Annotated in this window: 21 protein-coding genes and 2 pseudogenes; 5 read left to right on the forward strand and 18 right to left on the reverse strand. The window is 64.0% G+C overall.

What is annotated here, in order from left to right:
- Positions 1–5: 5 nt before the first annotated feature.
- Positions 6–908 (reverse strand): polysaccharide deacetylase family protein, encoded by a 903-nt coding sequence (locus BZG35_RS16590; RefSeq protein ID WP_077357371.1) that lies wholly within the window; start codon positions 906–908, stop codon positions 6–8.
- The gene (locus BZG35_RS16595) at positions 908–2,155 is read right to left on the reverse strand and encodes an SGNH/GDSL hydrolase family protein (RefSeq protein WP_077357373.1); all 1,248 of its coding nucleotides are present in this window, start codon (positions 2,153–2,155) and stop codon (positions 908–910) included. The genes BZG35_RS16590 and BZG35_RS16595 overlap by 1 nt, the downstream gene beginning before the upstream one ends.
- A 136-nt stretch (positions 2,156–2,291) precedes the next feature.
- Here BZG35_RS16595 and BZG35_RS17770 point away from each other — a divergent pair.
- A pseudogene (locus BZG35_RS17770) lies at positions 2,292–2,732 on the forward strand (dihydroxy-acid dehydratase); the annotation flags it as partial.
- Between the two features lie 318 nt (positions 2,733–3,050).
- Here BZG35_RS17770 and BZG35_RS16605 read toward each other — a convergent pair.
- The 14 genes and pseudogenes from BZG35_RS16605 to BZG35_RS18455 all read right to left on the reverse strand — a co-directional run.
- A complete protein-coding gene (locus BZG35_RS16605; RefSeq protein WP_077357375.1) occupies positions 3,051–3,821 on the reverse strand; it encodes a type 1 glutamine amidotransferase domain-containing protein in 771 nt (256 codons plus the stop codon).
- 414 nt (positions 3,822–4,235) lie between these two features.
- Positions 4,236–4,721: a hypothetical protein gene (locus BZG35_RS16610; RefSeq protein ID WP_077357377.1), complete on the reverse strand. Its 486-nt coding sequence runs from the start codon at positions 4,719–4,721 to the stop codon at positions 4,236–4,238.
- The gene (locus BZG35_RS16615) at positions 4,718–5,326 is read right to left on the reverse strand and encodes a PleD family two-component system response regulator (RefSeq protein WP_077357379.1); all 609 of its coding nucleotides are present in this window, start codon (positions 5,324–5,326) and stop codon (positions 4,718–4,720) included. The genes BZG35_RS16610 and BZG35_RS16615 overlap by 4 nt, the downstream gene beginning before the upstream one ends.
- Positions 5,320–5,658, reverse strand: a complete 339-nt coding sequence (locus BZG35_RS17775; protein WP_150126080.1) for a hypothetical protein — start codon at positions 5,656–5,658, stop codon at positions 5,320–5,322. The genes BZG35_RS16615 and BZG35_RS17775 overlap by 7 nt, the downstream gene beginning before the upstream one ends.
- Positions 5,659–5,669: 11 nt before the next feature.
- Positions 5,670–6,221: a chemotaxis protein CheD gene (locus BZG35_RS16625; protein ID WP_077358233.1), complete on the reverse strand. Its 552-nt coding sequence runs from the start codon at positions 6,219–6,221 to the stop codon at positions 5,670–5,672.
- A gap of 11 nt (positions 6,222–6,232) precedes the next feature.
- Complete coding sequence (locus BZG35_RS16630; RefSeq protein WP_077357383.1) at positions 6,233–6,622, reverse strand: response regulator; 390 nt, start codon at positions 6,620–6,622, stop codon at positions 6,233–6,235.
- A 14-nt stretch (positions 6,623–6,636) separates the two neighbouring features.
- Complete coding sequence (locus tag BZG35_RS16635; RefSeq protein WP_077357385.1) at positions 6,637–7,665, reverse strand: chemotaxis response regulator protein-glutamate methylesterase; 1,029 nt, start codon at positions 7,663–7,665, stop codon at positions 6,637–6,639.
- Positions 7,658–8,521 (reverse strand): protein-glutamate O-methyltransferase CheR, encoded by an 864-nt coding sequence (locus BZG35_RS16640; protein WP_077357387.1) that lies wholly within the window; start codon positions 8,519–8,521, stop codon positions 7,658–7,660. The genes BZG35_RS16635 and BZG35_RS16640 overlap by 8 nt, the downstream gene beginning before the upstream one ends.
- Positions 8,518–8,979: a chemotaxis protein CheW gene (locus BZG35_RS16645; protein WP_077357389.1), complete on the reverse strand. Its 462-nt coding sequence runs from the start codon at positions 8,977–8,979 to the stop codon at positions 8,518–8,520. Before BZG35_RS16645 ends, BZG35_RS16640 begins: the two co-directional genes overlap by 4 nt.
- 3 nt (positions 8,980–8,982) lie before the next feature.
- The gene (locus tag BZG35_RS16650) at positions 8,983–11,217 is read right to left on the reverse strand and encodes a chemotaxis protein CheA (protein WP_077357391.1); all 2,235 of its coding nucleotides are present in this window, start codon (positions 11,215–11,217) and stop codon (positions 8,983–8,985) included.
- An 11-nt stretch (positions 11,218–11,228) separates the two neighbouring features.
- Positions 11,229–11,594, reverse strand: coding sequence for a response regulator (locus BZG35_RS16655; RefSeq protein WP_077357393.1), 366 nt, complete (start codon positions 11,592–11,594; stop codon positions 11,229–11,231).
- Positions 11,591–11,893 carry an STAS domain-containing protein gene (locus BZG35_RS16660; protein ID WP_371454818.1) on the reverse strand — a complete coding sequence of 101 codons (303 nt, stop codon included), beginning with the start codon at positions 11,891–11,893 and terminating at the stop codon, positions 11,591–11,593. The genes BZG35_RS16655 and BZG35_RS16660 overlap by 4 nt, the downstream gene beginning before the upstream one ends.
- Positions 11,878–13,776: a PAS domain-containing methyl-accepting chemotaxis protein gene (locus tag BZG35_RS16665; RefSeq protein ID WP_253189363.1), complete on the reverse strand. Its 1,899-nt coding sequence runs from the start codon at positions 13,774–13,776 to the stop codon at positions 11,878–11,880. The genes BZG35_RS16660 and BZG35_RS16665 overlap by 16 nt, the downstream gene beginning before the upstream one ends.
- 63 nt (positions 13,777–13,839) lie before the next feature.
- Positions 13,840–14,589, reverse strand: a pseudogene (locus tag BZG35_RS18455) (HAMP domain-containing protein); the annotation flags it as partial.
- A 1,097-nt stretch (positions 14,590–15,686) separates the two neighbouring features.
- Here BZG35_RS18455 and BZG35_RS16670 point away from each other — a divergent pair.
- Positions 15,687–17,744, forward strand: a complete 2,058-nt coding sequence (locus BZG35_RS16670; RefSeq protein WP_077357395.1) for a response regulator — start codon at positions 15,687–15,689, stop codon at positions 17,742–17,744.
- Between the two features lie 367 nt (positions 17,745–18,111).
- Positions 18,112–18,507 (forward strand): hypothetical protein, encoded by a 396-nt coding sequence (locus BZG35_RS17780; protein WP_150126081.1) that lies wholly within the window; start codon positions 18,112–18,114, stop codon positions 18,505–18,507.
- 199 nt (positions 18,508–18,706) lie between these two features.
- On the opposite strand, the gene BZG35_RS16675 is transcribed toward BZG35_RS17780, so the two are convergent.
- Positions 18,707–20,872, reverse strand: a complete 2,166-nt coding sequence (locus BZG35_RS16675) for an ATP-binding protein (RefSeq protein ID WP_077357397.1) — start codon at positions 20,870–20,872, stop codon at positions 18,707–18,709.
- Positions 20,873–21,179: 307 nt separating this feature from the next.
- On the opposite strand from BZG35_RS16675, the gene BZG35_RS18365 reads away from it, so the two are divergent.
- A complete protein-coding gene (locus BZG35_RS18365; protein WP_256364120.1) occupies positions 21,180–21,314 on the forward strand; it encodes a hypothetical protein in 135 nt (44 codons plus the stop codon).
- Complete coding sequence (locus BZG35_RS16680) at positions 21,311–22,555, forward strand: MFS transporter (protein WP_077357399.1); 1,245 nt, start codon at positions 21,311–21,313, stop codon at positions 22,553–22,555. The genes BZG35_RS18365 and BZG35_RS16680 overlap by 4 nt, the downstream gene beginning before the upstream one ends.
- A gap of 6 nt (positions 22,556–22,561) precedes the next feature.
- On the opposite strand, the gene BZG35_RS16685 is transcribed toward BZG35_RS16680, so the two are convergent.
- Positions 22,562–23,665, reverse strand: coding sequence for a glycoside hydrolase family 68 protein (locus tag BZG35_RS16685; RefSeq protein ID WP_077358239.1), 1,104 nt, complete (start codon positions 23,663–23,665; stop codon positions 22,562–22,564).
- Positions 23,666–23,715 lie beyond the last annotated feature (50 nt).

A 23,715-nucleotide genomic window follows, 5' to 3' on the forward strand; every position in this document is an offset into this window, starting at 1 on the left:
TCCGCTCACCGGCAAAGGGCGGCCGCCTCCGTCTGGACGTCCATCCGCGCCGGCACCGCCACGCCGGCCGACCGCGCGGCGTTCTCCAGGGTGAGGGCCTGCGGGCTCTCGGACACGGCCCGGTCGGCCGCATAGAAGGGGTCGGTCATGGCCTGGTCCAGCGTCACCAGCCTCACGCCCCGGGCCCGGTACATCGCCAGCAGCCGGGGCATCAGCCGCGCATCCAGCGCCCCCACGTGCATCAGCAGGACATAGGGGATGTCGCGGCCGTACAGACGGCCGGACAGCGCGCGCGAGGCCGCCAGCGCCTCCTCGGCGGACGCCATGTACAGGGCCTCCAGCCGCGCCAGCCCCGCCTCGTCCCCGGCGGCGCGACAGCGCGCATACGGCTCGTTGAACGCCCAGTCGCTGAAATCCATGGTCACGCTAGCGATCCTGTAGCCGCGCGCCTTCAGGGTCGCGCGCGCGGCCGACCGGACGGCCGGCGACTGCCCCTCCGCCAGGAAGGGATAACGGAACCAGCGCCAGTCGGTGTCGCCCGCCAGACCCTCGAGGATCGGCTCGTTCCGTGCGATCTCGACCGCGAAGGCCTCGGGCCCGACCGTGTCCAGATTGGCGTGCGACCAGGTGTGATTGCCGAGCGGATGGCCGGCCGCCCGCCAGATGTCGAGGACGGCCCGGTCGCCCGGCTCCGTCTCGAGCCCGCCGGCATTGATGAAGCCGGTGGTCGCGGGCGCCCCGGCGTCCGCCAGCGCCGCCACGATGCGGGCGATGACGCCGACCCGCGTCTCGCCGGGCGGCAGGGCGCTGTGGGCCGGCAGATCGTCGAAGGTGATGGCGAGGTCCTGGGCCGCGACGGGCCCGGTCGCGGTCAGGACGGCCAGGGCCGCGAGGATCAGCGCACGCATCAGGGCCTCGTCCGGAACAGCGTCAGCGGCACGGCGTCGCCCATGGCGCGATAGCCGGCGAGCGAAGGGTGCAGGCCGTCGCCGCCGTCGACCTCGGGGCGCAACCGTTCGGGATGGTCGGGGTCGCGGGTGACGGCGTCGAAATCGATCACCGCGTCGAAATTGCCGGGCGTCCGGATCCAGGCGTTGACGGCGTTGCGATCCGCCTCCGTCTCAGCCCCGGGATGGTAGTAGCCCGACCCCGCGAACGGCATGATGGTCGCGCCGATCGCGACGACGCCGGCCGCCCGGGCCTGAGCCACCAGCTGGGCGTACGCCGCGATGAGATCGCGCACCAGGGCGGCGTGCGCGTCGGGCGTGGCCGGTGCGTCCCGGGTCAGGACGCCCAGATCGTTGACGCCCTCGAGCAGGACGAGATGAGTCACGCCCGACTGGCTCAGCACGTCTCGGTCCAGGCGCGCCATGACGTTGGGGCCCAGACCGTCCCGAAGCATGCGGTTCCCCCAGATGCCGAGGTTCAGCACGCCGGCGTTCTCGAGCCCCGGCGTGGCGCGCAACCGTTCCGCCAGCCGGTCTGGCCAGCGCTGGTTGCTGTCCGCGGGCACGCCGTAGCCGTCCGTGATGGAATCCCCCAGAAGGGCGATCACGGCCGGGGCCCGGCCTTCGACGTCGACCGCCGCCAGCAGGTACCAGCGCGTCACGATCCGGGTGTCCTCGATCGTCGCGGCGACGAGCCGGTCTCCGGCGGCCACATAGGTCGAGGCGCGCGCTCCCGGATGACCCGTCTGCTGCGGGGGCAAGGCGGACAGGTGCAGGCTGACGGCGATGTCGGCCCCCGCCGCGACCGGCAGGGAGATCGCGTCCGACACATAGTCCGCCTCCGCCGGAATCGAGATGGCGGTCTGGCCCGCGAAGGTGATGGGCGTCGCCGATCCGGCCATGATGCGCGCCTGACCCGGCCCGACCGCCCGCGCCACGGAGCCGCCCGCCAGGGCCAGGGGTTCGCGGCCGAACCGGTTGGAAACGCGGATCCGCAGCCGATCCCCTCCTGCCGAGAGCCGCAGGATCTGGCGCAGGGTGACGTCGCCCGCGATCGCCGGCAGGGCGTTGTCCCCGTCCGACAGCATCTGCGCCGAGGCCCAGCTGGCGGTCCAGGGGCGCGGCGCCTCCTGGGCCGCCGCGGGCGCCCCGAAGGCCAGGGCCAACAGGGCCAGGACGCGAAGGAGCCGGCCGGGCAGGATCTTCATGCGGGACTCCTCGAAGCGTCCCGGAGGCTAGCGCCGAGGGGCCGTCCTGACGAGCGGATTTGCCGCTCGTGTCAGACTTTGACGGGTGATGGCCGCGCCATACAGACGCCCCCGACCCACCCCGACGGGACCTTTAGTCCTGTTCATGCGCAAGGCGGGTCCGCTGGGCTATCCGGGCGCGGCCGAGGGGGTGAACATGCGGCCGCTGGCCCACCTGATCCGAGAGGGCGTCCACACCCTGGCCTGTATCGGCGACGGTCGGTAGTCGAGCACATCCGGCTCCCGCTCCATCTTGAACGCCTCGCCAGAGGCGGCGGCGGGCGGCAATCTGGCCCTGCTGAGGACCGGCGATCCGGTTCGGTTCGATCTCAACACCTGCCGCGTCGACGTGCTGATCTCCGACGCCGAACTCGCCGAGCGACAGGCCGCCCCGGACGCCGGCGGCGGCTTCCAGATCCCTCCGTCGCAGACCCCCTGGCAGGAGCTTCAGCGGGCCAATGTCGGCCAGCTGAAGACCGGGGCAGTCCCGGAACCGGCGATCATGTACCACCGCATCATCGACCGGTTCGGCAACCCGGCGCCGGGCGGACGATTGGATCAGCACTCGATCGCAAATCCTCCACCATTGAAAGCGACCGTTCGATCTGCCTCTAGGGTCGCGGGCTCCGAGGGAACGCGGACTGGTTGCTATACCGCCTTATCTTCCGCAGACACAAGGGCCGCGCTCGCATCCGCCGCAACGAAGAAATCCAGAAATATCGAAGCCGCGCACGAAGATCAGTAGCGGCGACAGTTTTCCAGGAGCGAAGACAGGATTGGCCATCTGGCGCAGTACTTCGACGATCTTGGCCACCCCTTCAAAACAGGGTCTCGCGCTCCCTGTTCGCCGCCGAATTCAGCCGCCAAGCGCGTCGATCACCAGCCGCGCCGTCTCGGCCCCGGAGAAGTTTTGCTGGCCAGTGATCAGGTTGCCGTCGCGGACGGCGAAGCTTTTCCACAGACCTGCCTGAATGAAGTTGGCCCCCTGGGCCTTCAACGCATCCTCGATCCGCCAGGGCATCAGATGCGAGCCGCGCGGCAACGCATTCATGGCCCAGACGGCATCGTCGGCGAAATCCTCCTCGACATTGGCGAAGCCGGTCACCGTCTTCCCCTTGACCAGCAGTTCACCGTTGGACAAGCGCGCGAAGTTGAGGAGGGCGACGCCATGGCAAAGGCAGGCCGCGACCTTTCCGGCCTCATAGAACTCGACGAACACCCGATGCAGATGTTCGGCGTGTTCATAGGCGAACATCGGGGCCTGCCCGCCCGCCACGACGATGGCGTCGAAGTGAGAGACATCGATGGCTTCCACGGCCGGCGCGTCTTCGACGAGCGCCGCCAGCGCAGGCGTCGATATAAACCCCATTGAGACCAGATCGGATGCCGAATATCCGGACGGATCGCGCGGGTCACTCAGGGCGTCGCCCTCGCAGCGTCCTCCCTCCGGGCTGAAGACCTCGACCTCATAGCCTCGCTCGGTGAAGGCAAAATAGGGATGGGTCAGCTCGCTCCACCAGAAGCCCACCGGCCATCCCGTCGTGGTCGAGACGCCGGGATTGGCGATGACGATCGCGATGCGCCGCGGCTTGGCGTCGCTGACGCGATTGGGGTTTTTGATGCTCATCGCCCATCTCCGTTATTATCAAGCGTGAATCGTCTGACCCGGACGCTATATCGAACTGATAGAGATCAAGCGTGACCTTTTCAGAGGCCGATGCGAGCATGGCCGCTTCGAGCCTCAGACCCGCTCAGGGAGCCAGTGGGTCATGAGAACGCTGGCGCAAGGTCATCGTCAAGACATTCCGACTCCAAAGCCCTTGAAGACCGGCACGCCGGCCCGGTCCGAAACGCTTTCCAAAACTGATGACTCGCGCGTCGTCCCTCGCGGCCGCGCCGCGCGCGTCGTCCGTCGTTGCCGCGCTGCGAGGCTTGGTCGCCGCCCGCAGCGCTCTGGGGAGTCGCGACGCCTTGGCCAAATGCTCCCCTGCCTCGTTTCCAAGGCAACACTCAGAGATCTGCTCTGCAGACAGTCCTCGGGTCAGACCCCAGACGGAGTGGCGGGCGCCGCTTTGTACTTGTCGACGCAGCGCCAAATCTCGCCGAGCAACGCCTTGCCCTGAGCGTCCGAAAGTCCTCCAACCGCAGTGACCCGCAAGGTCGCCATCAGAGGATGGAATGTGCCGGGAAGCCAAAGGTCGCTGTTCCTGACCGCCTCGGCCAGGTTGCAGACCGCGTGCAGTCCCTCGAGCAAGACCCTTGACTTGAGCGGCACGCAATAGCCGAGCATCTGATTGCTTCGGCGCATGATGACTTCCATTTGGGCATCATCGGGACGGACCGACCCATCACCTATGATCTGCAGAATTTCGTCGATGCCGGTCTTGATCAAGGCCAACGAACTCTCGCTCAATGCACCGACGTTTACGTTGGCCCGAGACACCGCATCGGTGACCAATATGCCTCCCGCCGAGCGGCATTTGCGCTCGAGAGACGTTGTCATGTGGGTGTATTTGACGTTGCTCATAGCGATATCTTCTGAGGCTTGAAGACCGCATTGATTTCGTCTTGGCTGAGGTTGGGCTCCTGGGCGTGTCCAAGCTTGACCACCTTGTCTGACGACCTGCGGCCTTGGCTCCCGGCGGGCGGGCCATCGAACTTCCAGCGCCGGTCGGGGCCGACATATCCGTCGCTCTCGACGAATTGCCGTCCGCCGGCGGCGACCCACAGGATGCGGCGCATCAGGACGGCCGGAGAGGTCGGCTTGGCCACCACAAAGCTGGCCCCGCACGTCCGGGCCGAGTCGATCGCAATTGGGCTCGTGTGGCCGCACATGATCAGGAAGGGCACGTAGCGGTTGGGATCCAGGGCGCTTCGTCGCAGCCAGCGCACGAGGTCGAAACCCGTCTCGTCCTCAAGGTCTGCATCAGCGATGACCATGTCGAACTCTCCGCGCTGCAGTTCCTGCTTCGCCTCGGCGGCCGTATGGAGTCGCACGGTCTGTTCGACGCCAAAGCCCCTCAGCATTCCGGCGAGGATGTCCTGGCCCTGGTTCGTCGGGTCCACGCACAGGACACGGACGTCTTTCAGGTTGATCCGACCCACGAGCTCTTTTGAGGCAGCGCTCACCATATCTCGTAGACCTCCAAAATGGGCGCTTCAGTCACGGCGGCCTCACCGGTAAGACGGGTTTGAAGACCGCTGAGGCAGATCGGCTTGCCAAGACGGACCACCTCCTCAGGGCAGATGGCACCGCCATCGTCGACCGCCGCCGAGAGCCGGAGCAGAAAGGCGCTGATCTCCCTGAGATGCTGTGTCATCGCATCCAGGCTCTGCAGCGTCATGACCGTTTCCACTGAGGCGGTCAGTCCAGCAGCCTCTATCTGCTCGGAGGTGTGGGCCCAATCGGAGAGTTCTGCACCGGTTCGTGCCAGGACCAGGGACAGGTTTGAAACATCAACCATCGCGCACACCTCTACTCGAACAGTTCCAGGTCACCGACGGCTGCGGGCGCGGCCGGCCGCGCCAGCACGCGCTCCCTTACGATCACGGAAGGATCGCTCACGCGTTGCTGCTTTACGCGCCCCATGGCCGGCCAGAAGTGGATCCGGCGCGCCTGTTCGCCTCCCAGGCACTCGGCGACGATGGGAATGTCTTCATGGTCCAGGAAACGCCGAATGAAGGCGATGTTCTTTCCTCCGATATCCATTAGCCCTGGGCTCATCCTCGCGCCTCCGAAGACCTTGGCTTCGAGGCGATCGCGCTGGGCGCCCAGGCGGAGCAAGCCGTTGATGAGCAGTTCCATGGCTTGCACGCCATACCGGCGATCATCGCCCCCTGAGCCAGGCGCTTCAGGCAGCAGAAAGTGGTTCATCCCGCCGATGCCGGTCGAGGGATCGCGCAGGCAGGCCGAAACACATGATCCAAGGATCGTGGACAACACGACGTCATGGCGGTCGGTCACCTCGAAGGTGCCTTGTCCGACGTGTAGGCGGTGCTCGTCAGGCGCAAGATCGCGGGCGGCCAAGGCTGGAGAGATCACGCGAGGGGCCCGAAGACCTGTTCGATCTTCTCTCTCAGGGTTGCGACGGTGAAGGGCTTGACAAGATAGTTGTTGACCCCGAACTGTTGCGCTTGCTGGAGTAGGGCGCTGTCGGCCCGACCGGTCAGCATGATGAAGGCGATGGATTTCAGCTGAGGCGCCATCCGGACGGCGCGCAGAAGCCCAAGTCCGTCAAGGTTGGGCATGTTGAAGTCCGACACGATCAGATTTCGGCGATTGCTTAGGAGGACACCAAGCGCCGCTTCGCCGTCGACGGCATCCTCGATGTCGCTCACGCCGATATCTTTCAGACCCGCGCGCACCAGCGCGCGGATGGTCTGTTGATCATCGACGATGAGAACTTTCAGATCACTTGCTGCTGGCATGGCTCATCTCCTCATCATTGACGCGCGGCGGCTCTCAGGATCGCGGACGCTATCCGTTGCAGCGGTAGTTGTTGGTCGAGGGCACCGATTTCGGCCGCCGCACGCGGCATGCCGTAGACAACGCTCGTCGCCTCGTCCTGACCGATGGTGGCGGCCCCCTGTCGACGCATCGACAGCAGCCCCGCCGCCCCGTCGCGCCCCATGCCGGTAAGAATTGCGCCGACGGATCGTCGTGGTTGAATCTCGGCGATCGAAGAGAACAACGCGTCGACCGATGGCCGATGGCCGCTCACCGGCCCATCCGTTCCCAGCTTGCAGACGAGGCGCCCACCGGAGCGCACAACGCGGAGATGGGTCAGTCCGCCCGGCGCCAGATAGATCTTGCCGACACAAAGCGGGGCACCGTCGGTCGCTTCTTCGACGCTCGCCTGGCAGATCCGGTCCAGGCGACTGGCGAAACTGGTGGTGAAGTTGGCGGGCATGTGTTGGGTCACCACCGTCGGGGGGCAGGACGCCGGGAAGGATTGAAGCACGGTCATCAAAGCCTCAACGCCGCCGGTCGACGCACCGAGGGCCACCACATCGGCCCCCGGCGCGTAGTCGTCCGCCGAGCGGAGGGCGGGCGCCGGTCTGCGCTCGCCAAGCGACTTCACGCTCGCCGAAGCGGCGATGTGGACTTTTTCGATCAGATCTTCGAACTCGCCGTTAGATCCGCCGATCGGCTTGCCGACACAGTCGATGGCCCCGAGTTCCAAGGCGTGGAGTGTGGCTTCGGCGCCTTTCTGAGTCAGGGTCGAGACCATGATCACCGGCATCGGCCGAAGGCGCATGAGGCGTTCCAGAAACTCCAAGCCGTTCATGTTCGGCATTTCGACGTCGAGGGTCACGACATCGGGATTGAGCGCTTTGATCGCCGCTCGCGCCTCGAGCGGATCTCCCGCTTGACCGATGACTTCGATACCGGCGTCCCGGCTGAGCTGCCGTATGATTAGCGCACGCATCGTTGGCGAGTCGTCGACGACCAGGACCTTGATTCTAGCCATTGCGGGCCTCCCTCCGATAGGCCGTGAGGGCATCCGCCACGAGCCCTTCAGTCTGCGCCCTTTCGGAGTGGCCGATGTAGAGGTGGCCATCATCCTCGAGGGTGTCCGAGAAGCGGCGGAACAGCCGATCCTGGGTCGGGCCATCGAAATAGATGGCCACATTCCGACAGAAGATGATGTCGAAGCGGTTCTTCATCGGCCAATCCCCGAGAAGGTTCAGACAACGAAAGGACACCAGCGACCGAACATCCTCGCTCAGGCTGTAGTCGTCGCCCTGGCGATGGAGGTATTTGCGTCGGAGGGTGTCGGGGATCGGCTCGACATCCTCGGTGGAATAGACACCGGTGGCAGCGCGCTGCACGATCAATGGGTCGATGTCGGACCCCAGGATCCTGACGTCGAGACGCCCGGCGTCCGGAAGAGCTTCGAGAACCGTCATGGCCATCGAGTAGGGTTCGTGGCCCGCAGAGCAGCCTGCCGACCACAGCCGCACCCGGTCGCCCGCGCGCGCGCGCCGGACCAGACCTGGCATCTTGGCATCGCCGAGGTGTGTGAAGTGATGCGGCTCCCTAAAGAAGCGCGTCAGATTGGTCGTCAGCGAACTGAGGAATGCGCTGCGTTCTTCCTTCTCCCGAGGATCCTTGACCCCGTCGATGTAGGTCGAAAAATCCTTCAGCCCCAGCGCGCGCAAGCGCTTGGCCAGCCGGGAATAGACCAGGTTCGCCTTTGTCTCCGTCAGGTGGATGCCGGACATCTGATAGAGCAGGGCCGCGACATCCGCGAAATCACCCCAGGTAAAGAAGAACTCCCCGGGGACGGCAACGTCGTCCTTGTGGTTTCGGGCACCCGCGATCATGCGGCCTCTGCAACCGCAGCATCGGGAAGAATTCCGTCCAGCGAGATCAGGCTGATCATGCCGGTTTCCTGAGCGATCAAGCCCTTGACGAACGACCTGACGGTGTCGCAAGCGACATCGGGCGTGTGCTGGATCAGGTCGTCCGAGACGGTGAGAATGTCGGACACCGCCTCGACAAGGAGGCCAACGGTCTTGCTGTTGATGCGCGCAACGATGATGACATGGCGGGCAGAGGGTTCGCTGGTTCCCAAGCCCAGCCTTGCCGCCAGGTCCACGATCGGCAAGACCGTCCCTCTCAGGTTGATCACGCCTCTGACGTAGGACGGCGACTGAGGGATCGGGGTGGCCGGAGCCCAGCCTCGAATTTCCAGCACGGACCGGATATCGACGCAGAATTCCTGCCCGCCAAGGTGGAAGGCGATGAGCTCGCGCGGTTGGATGAGCGTGGTCTGTTGCATGTCTCAGCTCGCTTTATCGAGAACAAGGGCGCGAGGCGGCATCTGGCGACGCAGGGCGATCACGCCGTCGACGTCGACGATCAATGCGACGCGCCCGTCCCCCAGGATCGTGGCCGCCGCAATCCCGGGAACCTGATCGTAATTCTGTTCGAGACTCTTGATCACCACCTGCCGCTGGCCTTGGATCGAGTCGACGCGAAGCGCCGCCAGACCCCCCAGTTCGCTCTCGACGAGGATGGTGACGCCCGTACCGGCCCCTGCGCCGGTTCCGAATCCCAACGCGGTCGCGACATCGATCAGCGGAACGTGGCTGCCCCTCACGGCCAGGACCGTCGAGTTCGGGCCCAACGACCGGATGTCTGCCGCCTTGGGTTTCAGCGTCTCGACGATCACGGTGATCGGCACCACCAGGGTCTGGTCTCCGACGCTGACGACCATGCCGTCCAGCACGGCGAGGGTCAGCGGGAGGCTGAGCGTGAAGGTCGACCCCTTGCCGGGAACGGAGGTTATGCTGATACGGCCGCCCAGCGCCTGGATCGAGCGTTTGACGACGTCCATTCCGACGCCTCTCCCCGAAATGTCCGAGACCTCCGAGGCCGTCGAGAAGCCGGGCGCGAAGATCAGATTGTCAACCTCCTCGTCGGTGAGGACCGCGTCCGCTTCGATCAAGCCGCGCTCGACCGCGATCGAGCGCACCCTGGGTCTGTCGATGCCCTTGCCGTCGTCCGACACCTCGATGACGATGCGACCGGACCGGTGGAGCGCGGCCAGTCGAATCACCCCTTCGGCGGGCTTTCCAGCCGCCTCCCGGGCTTCGGGACTTTCAAGTCCATGATCCACGGCGTTGCGGATCATATGCGTCAAGGGGTCCGACAATCGCTCGATCACGGTCTTGTCGACTTCGGTACCCTCCCCCTCGGTCACCAGCCTCACCGATTTTCCGGTCATGGCCGCGACCTCGCGGATGAGACGGGGCATCCGCTGGAACACGGATTTCACCGGTTGGGCCCGGATCGCCATGACGCTGTCCTGGATTTCCCGCGTCAGCTGCTCGAGGTCGTCGAGACCCAGTGAAATGTTTTTAGAGCGACCCACGCCCGCTTCGTGCACCTGCTGGGCCAGCATGGCCTGGTTTATGACGAGTTCGCCGACGAGATCGATGAGGCGGTCGACCCGATCGAGATCGACCCGGATCGAGGCCTGCGCCGGCTCGTTTGATTTGGGCGCTGGCTTTGCCTTCGGTGGCTGGGCGAAGCCCACGGAGCCGACGGGATCGGTCGCCGGAGCCGGCGAGACGGTCGCAAGGGTCCGCGCCTCTGCGGCAGGATCCTCGCCCTTCGCCATCGCCAGCAACTCGGCAAGCGTCATCGTGGCCTGACCGCCCGCCACATCGGACGAGGACTGAGCCTCCAAGGTCACCATCGGGAAGGCAGCGGCGCCAGTCCCTTCGGTTGACGCGTCGCCGTCCGGATCGGCCGCCGCGACGACCAGATCGCAATCCCCGTCCACGAACTCAAACACATCCCGGATCGTCGCCCGTCCGACGTCCGATGTCAGCCACAGGGTCCAGGAGAGATAGGCCTCGTCGACATTCAGCGCGTCCAGCGTGGGCAAGGCGTCTGCGTTGAGTTCGATCCGAAGCGCGCCCAGCCGGCCGAGTTCGCGGAACAGCACAGAGGCGTCGTTTGCGCTCCTGTACAGATTGGCATGCGGACGAAAATCGATGCGCCACTGGTCGCTGCTGGTCTGAGCTGGGCGCGTGATCGACGTGCCGTCGGGTTCGGGATCCCCCAGGCTCAAGGGCACGACCGCGAAAGCGATCGGCACCTCGAGCTCGCCGTCCCCGTGCTCGGCCGAGGCGCAGAAGGCTTCCAGTTGGTTGACGAGATCCTGATCCCCATCGTCGTCCAGGGCCTCCCCCGACTTGGCTGCGGTAATGTGGTCCGACAACCTGTCCGCGGAGCGCAAGAGCACGGCCAGCAGGACCGGATCGGCTTCCAGCTCGCCGTTTCGCAGCCCGTCGAGTGTCGTCTCGAAGACATGGGCAAATCGGACCAAAGCGTCCAGACCAAAGGCACCCGCCCCGCCCTTGACGGAGTGAACCGCGCGGAAGACCGCGTTGACCGTCTCCCCGTCGCCGCGGCCCTCCTCGAGGATCAGCAGTCCGGATTCCAGGTCCGCCAGAAGCTCCTCGCACTCCTGGAAAAAGGTCGCCTTGATCGCCTCCATCGGATCCACGTCGTGTCTCCTCACGCCGCCACGCGCCGGACGGCGTCGACCAGCTTGACGGGGTCAAACGGCTTCACGATCCAGCCGGTCGCCCCGGCGGAGCGCGCGCGCTGCTTCTTGTCGGCGTCGCTTTCCGTGGTCAGCACCAGGATGGGGGTGCTCTTGAGACGCGCGTCTTGTCTGACGGCCTCGATGAAGCCGAACCCGTCGAGGTTCGGCATGTTGATGTCGGTGATGATGACATCCGGATGGGTCTGGCTCAGCACCTCAAGCCCGTGGATGCCGTCAACCGCCTGGACGACCTCGAAGGACGCGTCGGACAGCGCCAACCGCAGCATATCCCGCATCGTCCGGGAATCATCGACTGTCAACACGACCTTGTTCATGGGTTCCCATCCGCAGGTTCTAGGGTTTCAGGATCGATACCCAACTGACGCATGCCAGCGAGGAGGGCTTCGGAAGCGGACTGAAGACGCAGGGGCTGGCCATCTTCCCGCCAGGTCTTGAAGGCCGACAGGAGGAGTTGGAGACCTTGTCCACCCAGTCGCTCGACGGCCGAACCGTCGAGAATGAGAGGCGCGCCACGGCGTTCCAGAAGGTCGGCAAGGCAGGATAGCAGCGCCGCGGAGTCCAGCCGACACGGCAGCATGATCAACGATGCCGGAACCATCAGAACTCGTCCCATTCACCCGCGCTGTGCGCGACAGCGGCGTTGCCAACCGCGGCCCGGCGAGGTGCCCCGTGACGCCTGGCGAAGTCGGCGACCTTGCTCTGGGCGGCATGAACAGGGGCCGCCGCGGTCCTGGCGGCGCGAACCGCTGCGGGGGTGGCGACCGCCAACCCGACCGACGCTGCCGAGCCCTGAACACCGGTGATCTGGAAGCGGCTGACGAGGCGCGCCAACTCACCGGCCTCATGGCTCAGGCTGTGGCTTGCCGCTGTCGATTCTTCGACCATGGCGGCATTCTGCTGGGTCGTTTGGTCCATCTGGTTGACGGCGGTGTTGACCTGGGTCAAGGCGGTCGCCTGTTCCTGCGCCGAGGCATTGATTTCCGCCATCAAGGCGTTGATCTCGCTGACGCGGCCGACGATGGAGGTCAGAGCCTCTCCCGTCTGCCCGACAAGGCTCACTCCGTCCTTCACCTGCGTGGACGAAGCGGAGATCAGGGCCTTGATCTCCTTGGCGGCTTCCGCCGAGCGCTGCGCAAGGGCGCGGACCTCGGAGGCCACGACGGCGAAGCCGCGACCCGCATCACCCGCCCGGGCGGCCTCGACGCCCGCGTTCAGGGCCAGCAGGTTGGTCTGGAAGGCGATCTCATCGATGACGCCGATGATCTGGCTGATCTGGTCTGCGGAGCGCTCGATCTCGCCCATGGCGGCGACCGCCTTGGACACGACGACGCCGCTGGCCTCGGCGCTGCCCCTCGCCTCGGTGACCACGGTATTAGCACGCTGGGCCCCTTCCGCCGTGCGGCGCACCGTCGCCGTGATCTCGTCGAGCGCGGCAGCCGTCTCCTCGAGCGTCGCGGCTTGCTGCTCGGTACGCCGCGAGAGGTCGTCCGCCGCCTGGCTGATCTCGCCCGACCCAGTCTGGATCGCTGCGGCATTGGTCGTGATGACCCCCATGGCGTCTTCCAGCTTCGACATGGCCTCGTTGAAGTCTGCGCGCAGCTTGGCGTAGTCGCCTGGGAAGTCCACGTCGATGCGATAGGCCAGATTGCCGGACGCAAGGGCGGTCAGACCAGCGGCCGTCTCTTCAACCACCGCGGACTGTTGTTCGGCGGCCACTCGGTCGGCTTCCGCCCGCTGCTCGCGTTCGACTTCTACGGCCGTGACATCGGTGGCGAACTTGACGACCTTGTAGGCCTTGCCGTCCGCATCGAGGATGGGATTGTAGCTCGCTTCGATCACCGCCCGAGCGCCGCCCCGACCATAGCGGGTGAACTTGTCGGCGATGAACTCTCCGCCGGCCAGACGCCTCCAGAAGTCGGCGTATTCGGACGACGCGGCCAAGGCCTTGTCGACGAACATGGAATGGTGACGCCCTTGAACCTCGGCCAGCGAATAGCCGACAACCTTCAGGAAGTTCTCGTTGGCGTGCAGGATCTTGCCGGTAAGGTCAAACTCAATGACGGCCTGCGATCGTCCAATCGCTTCCACGCGGGCCTTGGCGTCCAGCATGGCGTCGGACGCCGCGCGGTCGGTTTCCGCGCGCTGTTCCCGTTCCAGCTCCACCGCGGTGACGTCCGTGGCGAATTTGACGACCTTGTAGGGCTTGCCTTCCGAGTCGAGGATGGGGTTGTAGCTCGCCTCGATGATCGCCCGCGCCCCGCCCTTGCCATATCGGGTGAACTTGCCCGCGATGAACTCACCGGCCCCCAGACGTCGCCAGAAGTCGGCATACTCCGACGAAGCGGCGTAGGCCTGATCGACGAACATCGAATGGTGACGCCCCTGGATCTCGGCCAGCGAATAGCCGAGAACCCTCAGGAAGTTTTCGTTCGCATGCACAATCTTGCCGGTCGTATCGAACTCAATGACCGCCTGGGACCGGCTGACGGCCTCCATCCTCGCGCTTGCGTCCAGAAGGTTTACCGTCCCCGTCGCGAGTTCAACCGCATTGGCCCGAAAGACTTCCAGCGAGCGCGCCATTTCGCCGATCTCGTCCTTGCGCTGGGTGCCGGCGATCTGGAGGTCCACATCGCCACGGGCAAGGGACCTCATCGACTCGGTCATGAGCGCCATCGGCGACAGGATGCGGCGGCCGACGAACCAGGCCGCCAACGCGAGCCCCGCAAGCATCAGGGCCGCGCCCAGCGCAAGGGCTACAGCCGTGACTTGACCGGTTAGCTCAGCGCTCGCCTGGTCGCCCGATTGAAGCTCCGTCGCCAGGGCGACGGCTTGATCGACGCCCTCACGATGCTGGCGGTATGCCGACTGAGCCAGGGAATAGGCCGACCGCGCGGCCGACGCGTCCCCTCGCTCCAGCGCGGGGACGAGGTTGCCCTCTACGATCCTCCAGAACTCTTTCGCCGGCGGATCGACCCGCGTCGCCAATGTTGCCTTCAGTTGTTCCGGCAAAGGAGACGACAGCCAATACTGACTGCGCTGGTCATATTCGGAGCGCAGTTCCGACAGCCGGCTCTTGCGAACGCCGACGTAGGCCGGATCCAGCATAGCCTGGCCAAGCTCCATGTTGGCTTCCAGGACATAGGCCGGCGGCGGCAAGATATCAGCGACCAGATCTTTGTCTCGAATAATCGAATCATACTGCGGACCGCCGACCCGAATAGTCGATACCGCGTATCCACCTCCGAGTATGAGAACCGACATTAAAACAGCCAGCGCAATCGCGCCGGTGTTAAAAGAACGTTTCAGCATAGGTCTCTCTTTTTTGAGTATGAATCGGAAATTGATTCAGCAAAAACATTTCACGATAGCGAAGTCGAACGCAGGTAAGGGAAAAATAACGATCTGACCAGCCTAAAGCGAGATCTGATCTCTACTATGCTTTCAAGGGACAGCTTGCCTCTTGTTATGCCTACCTTCACAGCGAAACATTCACGCTTGGTAAATCAGAGAGCGTAGTTCTATTATACCTGTATTTGTTTAAATGATTAATACGCGCATAGCGCGATAGCGAAGCCGCGTCGAAGGGCCAGGAATCTCGATCGGCAAGGACATGAAGCAGGTGGATCGCCCCGGCCTTTGGCCGGCGTCTTCCCGCTATGAGGCGGTTTGGGGTGCTGAACGACGCCTGACACCCCGACAAGATGCACGCAGCGCCGTTCAATCACGGCGGTGGACGCTCGGGGACTCCGTGGCCACGCTTGGCGTCGTGCGCTTGAGACTTAGGTACTTTTGCGTCGATCTGCCGCAAGCTGAGCTGCGCGAACTGAAGGACGCGAGTGCTGAAACCGTTTCGCGAGGTCACCTCGCGGGGCGCGCACGCTAGAGCATTGCGAACGCCTCTCGGCCTCAGGCCGGGCAGGTAAACCAAGTTTTTGAAGGACGCCTAAAGATCAACAGATGCCGCGCAGGCTCGCGCCCGTGGTTTGGCCAGGCCGGCTGCACTCTGCACCCAGACGTTCGTCATCCTGGCCAGTACCGACCCGGGACGCCACACCAACGTGGAAGCTCGGGCCAGCAGGCGGTTGGCCTCGGCCTGGCCACCCAGGTCGACGTTGACCCTTCTTCCGGTTTTCCGCGTCGTTTCAGGTCTGGCATCGAATGCAACCCCGAAATCTTGCCGCCACCGGCAAAAGGTCGACCGGGAAGCGCACGCCGCTGCCAGGGTCTTGCTGTTTCAGTTCGTGGTGCCTCAGCCTGCAGCATCGGTTGAAGCACAGAGTCAGCGGCCGAAAGCGACATGACTACGCGGCCAACAGACTCGTCGGAATGCCAGACGCGGGGCAGGGACCCGCCCAACGACCACCGGCGTTATACAAAGATCAAGCGGCGGGGAATAGGTTGGATGAATGATGCTGCTTTCACCTACACGTAGGCTCCGCATTGACGGGACGCGGTCACTCCTCCTGGTGTTAATCGTCGCGATCTCACTTTTGGTCGTTCTGGTGCTTCGCGGCGCTCAGGGCGTGGACGGGATCGTCCGATCATCGGAAGAAACGCTCCTTCAGAAGGGTTTATCTGCGAGGATCGGGGAGCTTAGGGCTGCGGTCGTCCCCCAGGCCGACTGGGACGATGCCGTTCACCATCTTGACCTCCATTATGATCCGGCTTGGGCGAGAGCGAATATTGGCGTTTTTCTCACGCAGAACAGCGGATTTGAACTCGTTGGCGTGATCGACAAGGCCGACAGTGCGGTGTTCTCCAGCGACAGGGGGAAGCCCGCGACGCCCGCGGTCGTAAGCCAGCTTGTGGCTCAGGCTTCTCCCCTGGTGGCGAACATTCGTCGGCAGGAAGCCGATCGGGGCACCTTCTCGCGGGTGAACGGCAGGACGGCAATGATCTCCACACCCATTCAGATGTCTTCCGTCGCCACCATCGCCGGCACGCCGTATGTCCTGGTTGCGACGTTGGTGCAGCCAGATTTTGGGGCCGCCCTCCCGAGCAAACGGGCTCCCATCGTCCTGACCGGAGAAGCGATCGACCCGGCCTTTCTGGCGCTGCTGGTCCAGCGCTATCAACTGAACGACGCCGAAATCGTCCCCGCGTCCGTTCCAGAGGAGACCGACAGGGCACGGGTGGCCATCAACGACACAGGCGGTAGAGCGCTACTGACATTGCGGTGGCGGCCGCATCAGCCGGCCGCAAGTTTTCTGGGTGCGACGTGGGCCTATATCGCCCTGTCGCTTATCCTCGGCTTCTCCAGCGTTCTTTACTTCAGCCTGGCAGCGCGGCGCGCCCGCTCCGGCCTCAAGGTCGCCTTGGACGCAGCTGAGGCCGCCAGTTCAGCCAAATCGGACTTCCTCGCGTCGATGAGCCATGAGATCCGCACGCCGTTGAATGGCGTCATTGGCTCTCTGTATCTGTTGAAATCCGAAGAGATGAGCCATGAAGGCAAACGGCTTGTTGAGACGGCGGTATCGTCTGGAGAGATGGTCAATGCGCTGATCAATGATGTTCTCGATTTCAGCAAGATCGAAGCGGGCAAAATGGAGCTCGCGCCTGTGCCAACCGACTTAGATCAGCTCATCAGTGCCGTCGCCGCCACGGTCAAATCTCAATGTATGGAGAAGGGATTGGCGTTTGATTGGAGTGACGCGCCGCCTATCGGATGGGCCGATCTGGATCCTCTGCGGCTGAAACAGTGCCTGTTCAACCTGCTTGGAAACGCCGTGAAGTTCACAAATCAGGGTCGGGTCGGCTTGCGGATCTCTACCACTGGGCATGGCCAAACACGGGTCCTTCGTTTCGAAATCTCCGACACCGGGATCGGCGTGTCCGAAACGGCTCAAGCAGCCCTGTTTCAGCGTTTCCAACAGGCTGACGGCTCGACGACGCGGCGCTATGGCGGGACGGGTCTCGGCCTCGCCATCACGCGCCAGATTGCCGAATGCATGGGCGGGTCCGTCCATATGGTCAGCGAGGAAGGAAAGGGTTCGACCCTCTATCTTGAAGTGGTTGCCCCCGGCGCTGCCTCACAGACGGCTCCCCCCATCGTCAATGAAATCGTCGGCCCGCTTGAGGGGCTCAACATTCTCGTCGTCGACGATAACGCCACGAATCTGATGATCGGCTCGACGCTGCTCAGTCGGATGGGAGCCCAGGTAGCGACCGCCGATAGCGGAGCGGACGCGATCGAAATGGCAACACGCCTGCGCTTCGACCTTGTTCTGATGGACATCCAGATGCCTGGGATGAATGGGCTGGAAGCGACGCGTCGTCTGAGGCAGGTGACTGAGCGGCAGGGGCACTTACCGGTCATCGCCCTGACCGCGAACGTGATGGAGCATGACAAGGCCGAATATCTGAAAGCTGGGATGGACGGAGTCGTTGCAAAACCGATTTCGCCAGACCTGCTTCTTCGGGAAGTCGTGAGGCTCGCATCGTCGCCGAAACGTCTCGCTGCGTGACGTCATCGTTCCGTCGGCGGTGGTGAATGATGGGCGAGGGACCGCTCGTCTCTTCGGAGAGACGCCCGCAATCCGCCGAAGCGCTAGCTGTCCGCTATGGTTGAATACGTTGAGATAGTCCGCAATTGCCACGGACTTCCAGGGGGATTCACTCGGTTCATTTGGCTGAAGCGCGATGATTTCGAGCGGAGCGTCGATCAGACGGCCCTGTTCTGAACTGTCTCGCTGATAGGACCACGTCCCTGCAGACCATGACGAACGACAACCAATATGTCGGTGTATGATACAGACAGGGCGATTACGCCAGGAAGACACGAGAGCTTTGAATAATTCGGATAACTTGAGCTCGTGGAGAGCTTGGAAGGGCGTGGGTGAACAGCGCTCTGGCTTCGCTGCGCTCAGGGGAAGCACTTTTGCACTGATGCTTGCTTTCGCCATCTCCCAGATTTTGTTCGGCCATAGTTTGGAAGACGCTTCGGTCGCGGTCTCTTTTATTGGTTTGGTCGTGGATTTTGGAGTTTCCTTTGGCCTGACGACGTCGGCGATGCTGCGGCTGAAAGCCTGCAAGCGCGCCAAACCGTGGACGCCACCGTCCGAGCGTCGCCATAGTCACGTCGATCAGGACAGATCGACATTCATCGCGCATTCGGATCATCGAAGTGGCGAGGTTGGTAAAGTTCAGGAAGGATCGGCCAAGCCAGTCTTCGCGCGAGCCCACGCAATACGCGGCTATGGCTCATTTCCGAAGACGATCGAAGGATAGCCAACCGATTGCATGTTGACCCGTTCATCCGCGATTCTCGACCCTGGCGTTCTTCGTGCGGACGAGACCGTGATCTGTTGTCTAGCAAATCATATCCGGGTTCAGGTCAGGGTAAGGGCAAGCACGGAGGGCATGGTCGCTTTTGTGCCTCAATCAGTGATTGATGATTGCACAGGCGACGACATCGACGCGTCTTTCGTCATGAGGCGGCGCGCACATCGTCCTCTGACGATCGTGGTTGCCGTTCCTCACGCCCCGCCGGCGCTCCGAATCGTTCCAGGATCTGAGCGAGCGCCGCGATCTCGATCGGCTTGGCGATATGGCCGTCCATGCCGATCTCGAGATAGTCTTGCACCTGATGGGTCATCGCGTTCGCGGACACGGCCACGATGGGGATCGCAGGGCGCCCGCTCTCCCGTTCGAGTTCCCGGATCATCCTCGTGGCGGAAAGGCCGTCCATCTCGGGCATCTGGATGTCCATGAAGATGAGGTCGAAGGCCGCGGCCTTCCACGCGTCGACCGCCTGTCGACCGTTGTCGACGATGACGGGGGTGTTTCCGAACGCGTCCAGCAGCGCCCGGATGACCATCTGATTGACCGCATTGTCTTCCGCCACCAAGATCCTGAGCCGCGAGATCGGGTTCGAAAGGTCGCAGGCCTCCGCTTCCGTTGAAGGGGGATCGTCCTGCGAAGCCGCCGAGAGATGCCGGAGGGGCAACAGCGCGGTGAAGGTCGATCCGCGACCGACACCTGTCTCGACTGCGATCACGCCACCCATGAGCTCGCACAACTGGCGGCAGATCGACAGACCCAGGCCTGTGCCGCCAAAGCGCCGGGTGGTGGAACTGTCCGCCTGATAGAATTTGGAAAAGAGATCTTCGACCTTGTCCGCCGGTATTCCGATGCCGGTGTCGGCGACCGCAACCCGCAGCCGGGCGTCCTCCGCAAGCCCAACCGAGACGCGCACCGAGCCGTCGGCCGTGAACTTCATCGCATTGGAGATCAGGTTGTAGAGAATCTGCTTGAGGCGCACCGAGTCGCCCGCCCAGAGCCCTCGCGCGTCATGATCGATGTCGAGGTCGAAGGCGACTCCAAGGGTCTCGGCCTGATCGACGAAGGCGGCGCACACGCCCTGGACGAGAACGGCGAGATCAAACTCGACATCCTCGAGTTCCATTCTTCCGGCCTCGATCTTGGACAGGTCCAACACGTCGTTGAGAACCGCCAACAGCGACCGGCCCGACTCCCGGATGATGGTGACCCGATCGCGCTGGATCGGCGTGAGATCGTCGAGCCAGAGCGCTTGTGTCATGCCGAGAACCCCGTTGAGCGGCGTCCGGATTTCGTGGCTCATGTTGGCCAGGAACTGGGATTTGGCGATGTTGGCGGTTTCGGCGGCGTCGAGCGCCAGGCGAAGCTCGTTGGTCAGGGTTTGCAGCGCAGCGTTGCTCGCCTCCGCCACGCGCACCCGGGTCTGGACCTCCGTGGCCAGTTTCCGCTCGGTGACGTCGCGTTGCACCGAGACCCAGTGGGTGAACCAGCCGCGCTCATCCGCGACCGGTGCGATGCTGAGCTCCACCCAGAAGGACGAGCCGTCCTTGCGGTAATTCAGGATCTCGATCTCGATCGGCTTCCATTGCGCCAAGGCGGCTCCGATCAGGGCCCGGCTATGGGCGCTCGTATCGACGCCCTGCAGGAGACGCGGCGTCCGACCGATCACCTCCTCGGCCGAATAGCCGGTGGTCTCGGTGAAGGCGGCATTGCAGTAGACGATGCGAGGCCCGGGCAGCACGATGGGCTCGGCCTCAGTGATGAGAATCGAGTCCTTGGCATGGGTCACCACCGACTCCAGAAGGCGCAGTCGTTCATTGTCCTGAGCCACGTGCTGTCCGGCGCGCTGGAATGCGTCAAGGCGAAAAGCGTCGGCGACTTGGCTCGCCAGCGACATCAGGACGTAGGTTCTGGCCGCGCTGAGACCCGGACGGGGTACCCGATCCGCGAGCGCGAGGATTCCGAGCGGCTCCTCGCGCTCGCCGCGGATGGGGATCATCATCACGAAGCGGCTGGCGCGTCCGCCCCAAAGGGGAAGGCTGTCCGTCGACAGCGCGTTGGCGGCCGCCTTTGCATCATCGATCAGCAGATAGTCGTCCGATCCCGCCGCGACGTGGTCCAGGATGCCCACATAGTCCTTCTCCAACAGGGCTCGGAATGCTTCGCCGAACTGTCCGACCACATCGATGGTGCTCTCATCTCTGCGCATGAAGATGGCTGCGGCACCCGCCTCTGCGGTCAGGGCCGCGCTTCGGGCGATCCGCTCAAGCCGCCCATCAAGCGTATCCATATTGGAGCGCTTCGTAATCGACATGCAGACGTTCTCAACATTGTTCTAGGCTGAAGTTGACGACCCTGCAGATCAAGTTGTACAAAAGCGTTACGCTTCTGAAATCTGCGACATTTAGCCCACTCTTCACGGTCTGAACTGAAGCCGAGCAGGCAGGGTCGGCTTACCTGCAGATGAGGGCGCTTGGCTAGCCATGATGGCCTGATGATGATCCCGAAGAAGAAGCGGTCCGCGCTGATGGCCTTGGTGATGATCGACACAGGATCCGGAGAAAGATAACCCGAATGCCCAGAAGACCGACGTTGCAATCGTTTGTGACGGTGCCATAGTCATGAGCGTGTCGATCAGGAAGCCCGCCAAGGACGCGCACGTCGCCGCGGGTCTGGACCATCGTTCCGGCGTGCTCGGGGCGCTTCTGGTCGCGGCTGACCGGAGCCCCGCCCAGTCGCTCGAGATCTTCCCATGAACCGTCCGGACCCCGCCCCACCCACACACAGCACCGGGATCATCAAGAGCCTGACATGCCTGATGTTCATGATGTTCGCCATGACGACCGACGCCGTGGGGCTGATCATCCCCGAGGTCATCAAGGCGTTTGATCTGGGCCTGACGGCCGGCGGGGCCTTCCACTATGCGACCATGGCGGGCGTTGCCCTGTCCGGGCTCGGCCTAGGCTTCCTGGCCGACCGCTGGGGCCGAAAGAACGCGATCCTGATCGGGTTAACGGCGTTCAGCGCCAGTTCGCTGCTGTTCATCGTGGGCGACAGTTTCATTTTCTTCCTGGTTCTCCTGTTCACCTCGGGCCTGGCCATCGGGGTGTTCAAGACCGCTGCCCTGGCTCTGATCGGGGACATCTCGACCTCGTCGCGGGGGCATACGTCGATGATGAACATGGTCGAGGGCTTCTTCGGCGTCGGAGCCATCATCGGCCCCGCCATCGTGGCCTGGCTGTTGGCGAGCGGCGCGTCTTGGAAGGGCCTGTACGTGGTGGCGGGGATCCTCGCGGCCGCGCTCTCGATCACGGCCCTGCTGACACGCTATCCAGGGACGAAGCAGACGGCCGAGCCGGTCGATGCCAAGGCCATCGTGGCCATGACGTCGGATCCTTTTGCACTCGCCTTCAGCCTGGGGGCTATGGTGTATGTGGGGGTCGAGACCGCCATCTACGTCTGGATGCCCACCCTGCTGGAAGGCTATTCTGGCCGATGGGCTTGGTTCGCCGCCTACGCCCTGTCGATCTTCTTCGCGTTAAGGGCGGCCGGCCGCTTCCTGGGGGCCTGGCTGCTGGGGCGCATGTCCTGGGCCACGGTACTGGTGGTGGCGAGCGGGGGCATTCTGGCTTGTTTCGGCGCCGCAGTCCTGGGCGGGCGAGCCAGCGCGGTCTGGAGCCTGCCCCTGTCCGGGCTCTTCATGTCGGTGATCTATCCGACGCTGAACTCCAAGGGCATCAGCTGTTTTCCCAAGGTCCGCCACGGTGCCGTCGCAGGTCTGATCCTGTTTTTCACAGCCGTCAGTGCCGTACTGTCGCCCTTGGCCATGGGCGCCTCCAGTGACCTGTTCGGGGGGCCACGCTTCGGCTTCTACCTGGCGGCCGGGTTCGCGGTCGTGCTTTTCGCGGGATGTCTGGCGAACCGCGTCTGGAACCCGGCGGAGCACCGCCTGGCTCGGCTGAACGACAGCGAATATGAAGACGCCGCCTCGGTCTGAACAATCCTACTTTTGCAGGCCGGCGCGGTCGCCGTCCAGCCAGAGTTGCAGCGCGGGCGCGGGCGCGCCGGCGAACGGGACCGGCCTGGTCGCTCGGCCCGGCAAGCTGACTTGATCGGCGAAGCTCCAGACCGAAAGATCGTCCAACACCTGCCAGCTATAGGCTTGGGCCGGGGCGGCCTCCGGGTTGGCGAACACCAGGCCGCTGCCGTTCAAAGGCGACCAGGGCCCCTGCAGTCGATCGGACACCAGGCCGTAAAGGCCCGTGCGCCCCGCGATGCCCGGCGCGAACACACCGGCCTGCGTCGACCAGAACAGATAGATCCGCCCTTCATGCCCGACAATGTGGGGACGCTCCAACTCGTTGTTGACCCCCAAGGCGGTAACCAGCGGCGCTCGGATTACCCACCCGTCGTTCCCGTCGATGGCAAGCCCGACGACCCCGTTCCAGGCGCTAGGGGTCGACGGGCTCGATCCCGTGAAGACCATCGCCCGTAGGCCGGTCTGGGAATCGATGAAGACAAATGGATCGCGGAAGGCTTTGATGGCCCCCACAGCCCCGCCACCTTCGTGACGGCTCTGGTAGTGGACATCGTCCGGTCGAATGAGTTCAGCGGGCGCGGACCAGTCGATTGGACGCCGCCGTCCGTCCGCACCATCCATGCGGGCGCGACAGCCCAAAATGCGCTGGTTGAACGATGGCAGCGTTTCTCCGGCTAGGCCGGTCGCGGTAAAATACAGGTCCAGTCTCTCGTGGGCCTCGTCGATAACGGCCGAGCCAGCCCACTCGCGGCTGCCCGGCGTGAAGCCGTCGGGTAAGACGAAGCCGAGATCAGTCCAGTCGTCGCCGGCAACGCTGAACAGGCGCAGCCGAGCCAGATCGTGGCGACGGTTCGGATCGTCGAATACGGGCGCGCTCAAGGCTATGACCAGGGCGCGGCCGTCGAAGTTGGCCGTCGCCCCATCGACGTCAAGTACCGGCCAATGATCCCAGACATCGACATCCGCCGTCACCCGTTGAATGTCGGCGGCAGTGATCTTCGGAGCGGTCACCGGCTCTACTCCGGCGAGGAGCGCGAGGTGATCGGCGGTCCATGCAAACGGCGTCATGCCAGTCTCCCAGGTGGTCAAAGGCTTAGGCGAAGACGCCTCCAGTTCGG

The organism is Brevundimonas sp. LM2 (assembly GCF_002002865.1).
Lineage (GTDB): Bacteria > Pseudomonadota > Alphaproteobacteria > Caulobacterales > Caulobacteraceae > Brevundimonas.

Coding starts and splice junctions, on each gene's coding strand:
- BZG35_RS16590 (WP_077357371.1), bottom strand. CDS start 908: ATGCGTGCGCTGATCCTCGCGGCCCTGGCCGTCCTGACCGCGACCGGG.
- BZG35_RS16595 (WP_077357373.1), bottom strand. CDS start 2,155: ATGAAGATCCTGCCCGGCCGGCTCCTTCGCGTCCTGGCCCTGTTGGCC.
- BZG35_RS16605 (WP_077357375.1), bottom strand. CDS start 3,821: ATGAGCATCAAAAACCCCAATCGCGTCAGCGACGCCAAGCCGCGGCGC.
- BZG35_RS16610 (WP_077357377.1), bottom strand. CDS start 4,721: ATGAGCAACGTCAAATACACCCACATGACAACGTCTCTCGAGCGCAAA.
- BZG35_RS16615 (WP_077357379.1), bottom strand. CDS start 5,326: ATGGTGAGCGCTGCCTCAAAAGAGCTCGTGGGTCGGATCAACCTGAAA.
- BZG35_RS17775 (WP_150126080.1), bottom strand. CDS start 5,658: ATGGTTGATGTTTCAAACCTGTCCCTGGTCCTGGCACGAACCGGTGCA.
- BZG35_RS16630 (WP_077357383.1), bottom strand. CDS start 6,622: ATGCCAGCAGCAAGTGATCTGAAAGTTCTCATCGTCGATGATCAACAG.
- BZG35_RS16635 (WP_077357385.1), bottom strand. CDS start 7,665: ATGGCTAGAATCAAGGTCCTGGTCGTCGACGACTCGCCAACGATGCGT.
- BZG35_RS16640 (WP_077357387.1), bottom strand. CDS start 8,521: ATGATCGCGGGTGCCCGAAACCACAAGGACGACGTTGCCGTCCCCGGG.
- BZG35_RS16645 (WP_077357389.1), bottom strand. CDS start 8,979: ATGCAACAGACCACGCTCATCCAACCGCGCGAGCTCATCGCCTTCCAC.
- BZG35_RS16655 (WP_077357393.1), bottom strand. CDS start 11,594: ATGAACAAGGTCGTGTTGACAGTCGATGATTCCCGGACGATGCGGGAT.
- BZG35_RS16660 (WP_371454818.1), bottom strand. CDS start 11,893: ATGGGACGAGTTCTGATGGTTCCGGCATCGTTGATCATGCTGCCGTGT.
- BZG35_RS16665 (WP_253189363.1), bottom strand. CDS start 13,776: ATGGAGGCCGTCAGCCGGTCCCAGGCGGTCATTGAGTTCGATACGACC.
- BZG35_RS16670 (WP_077357395.1), top strand. CDS start 15,687: ATGATGCTGCTTTCACCTACACGTAGGCTCCGCATTGACGGGACGCGG.
- BZG35_RS16675 (WP_077357397.1), bottom strand. CDS start 20,872: ATGTCGATTACGAAGCGCTCCAATATGGATACGCTTGATGGGCGGCTT.
- BZG35_RS18365 (WP_256364120.1), top strand. CDS start 21,180: ATGAGCGTGTCGATCAGGAAGCCCGCCAAGGACGCGCACGTCGCCGCG.
- BZG35_RS16680 (WP_077357399.1), top strand. CDS start 21,311: ATGAACCGTCCGGACCCCGCCCCACCCACACACAGCACCGGGATCATC.
- BZG35_RS16685 (WP_077358239.1), bottom strand. CDS start 23,665: ATGACGCCGTTTGCATGGACCGCCGATCACCTCGCGCTCCTCGCCGGA.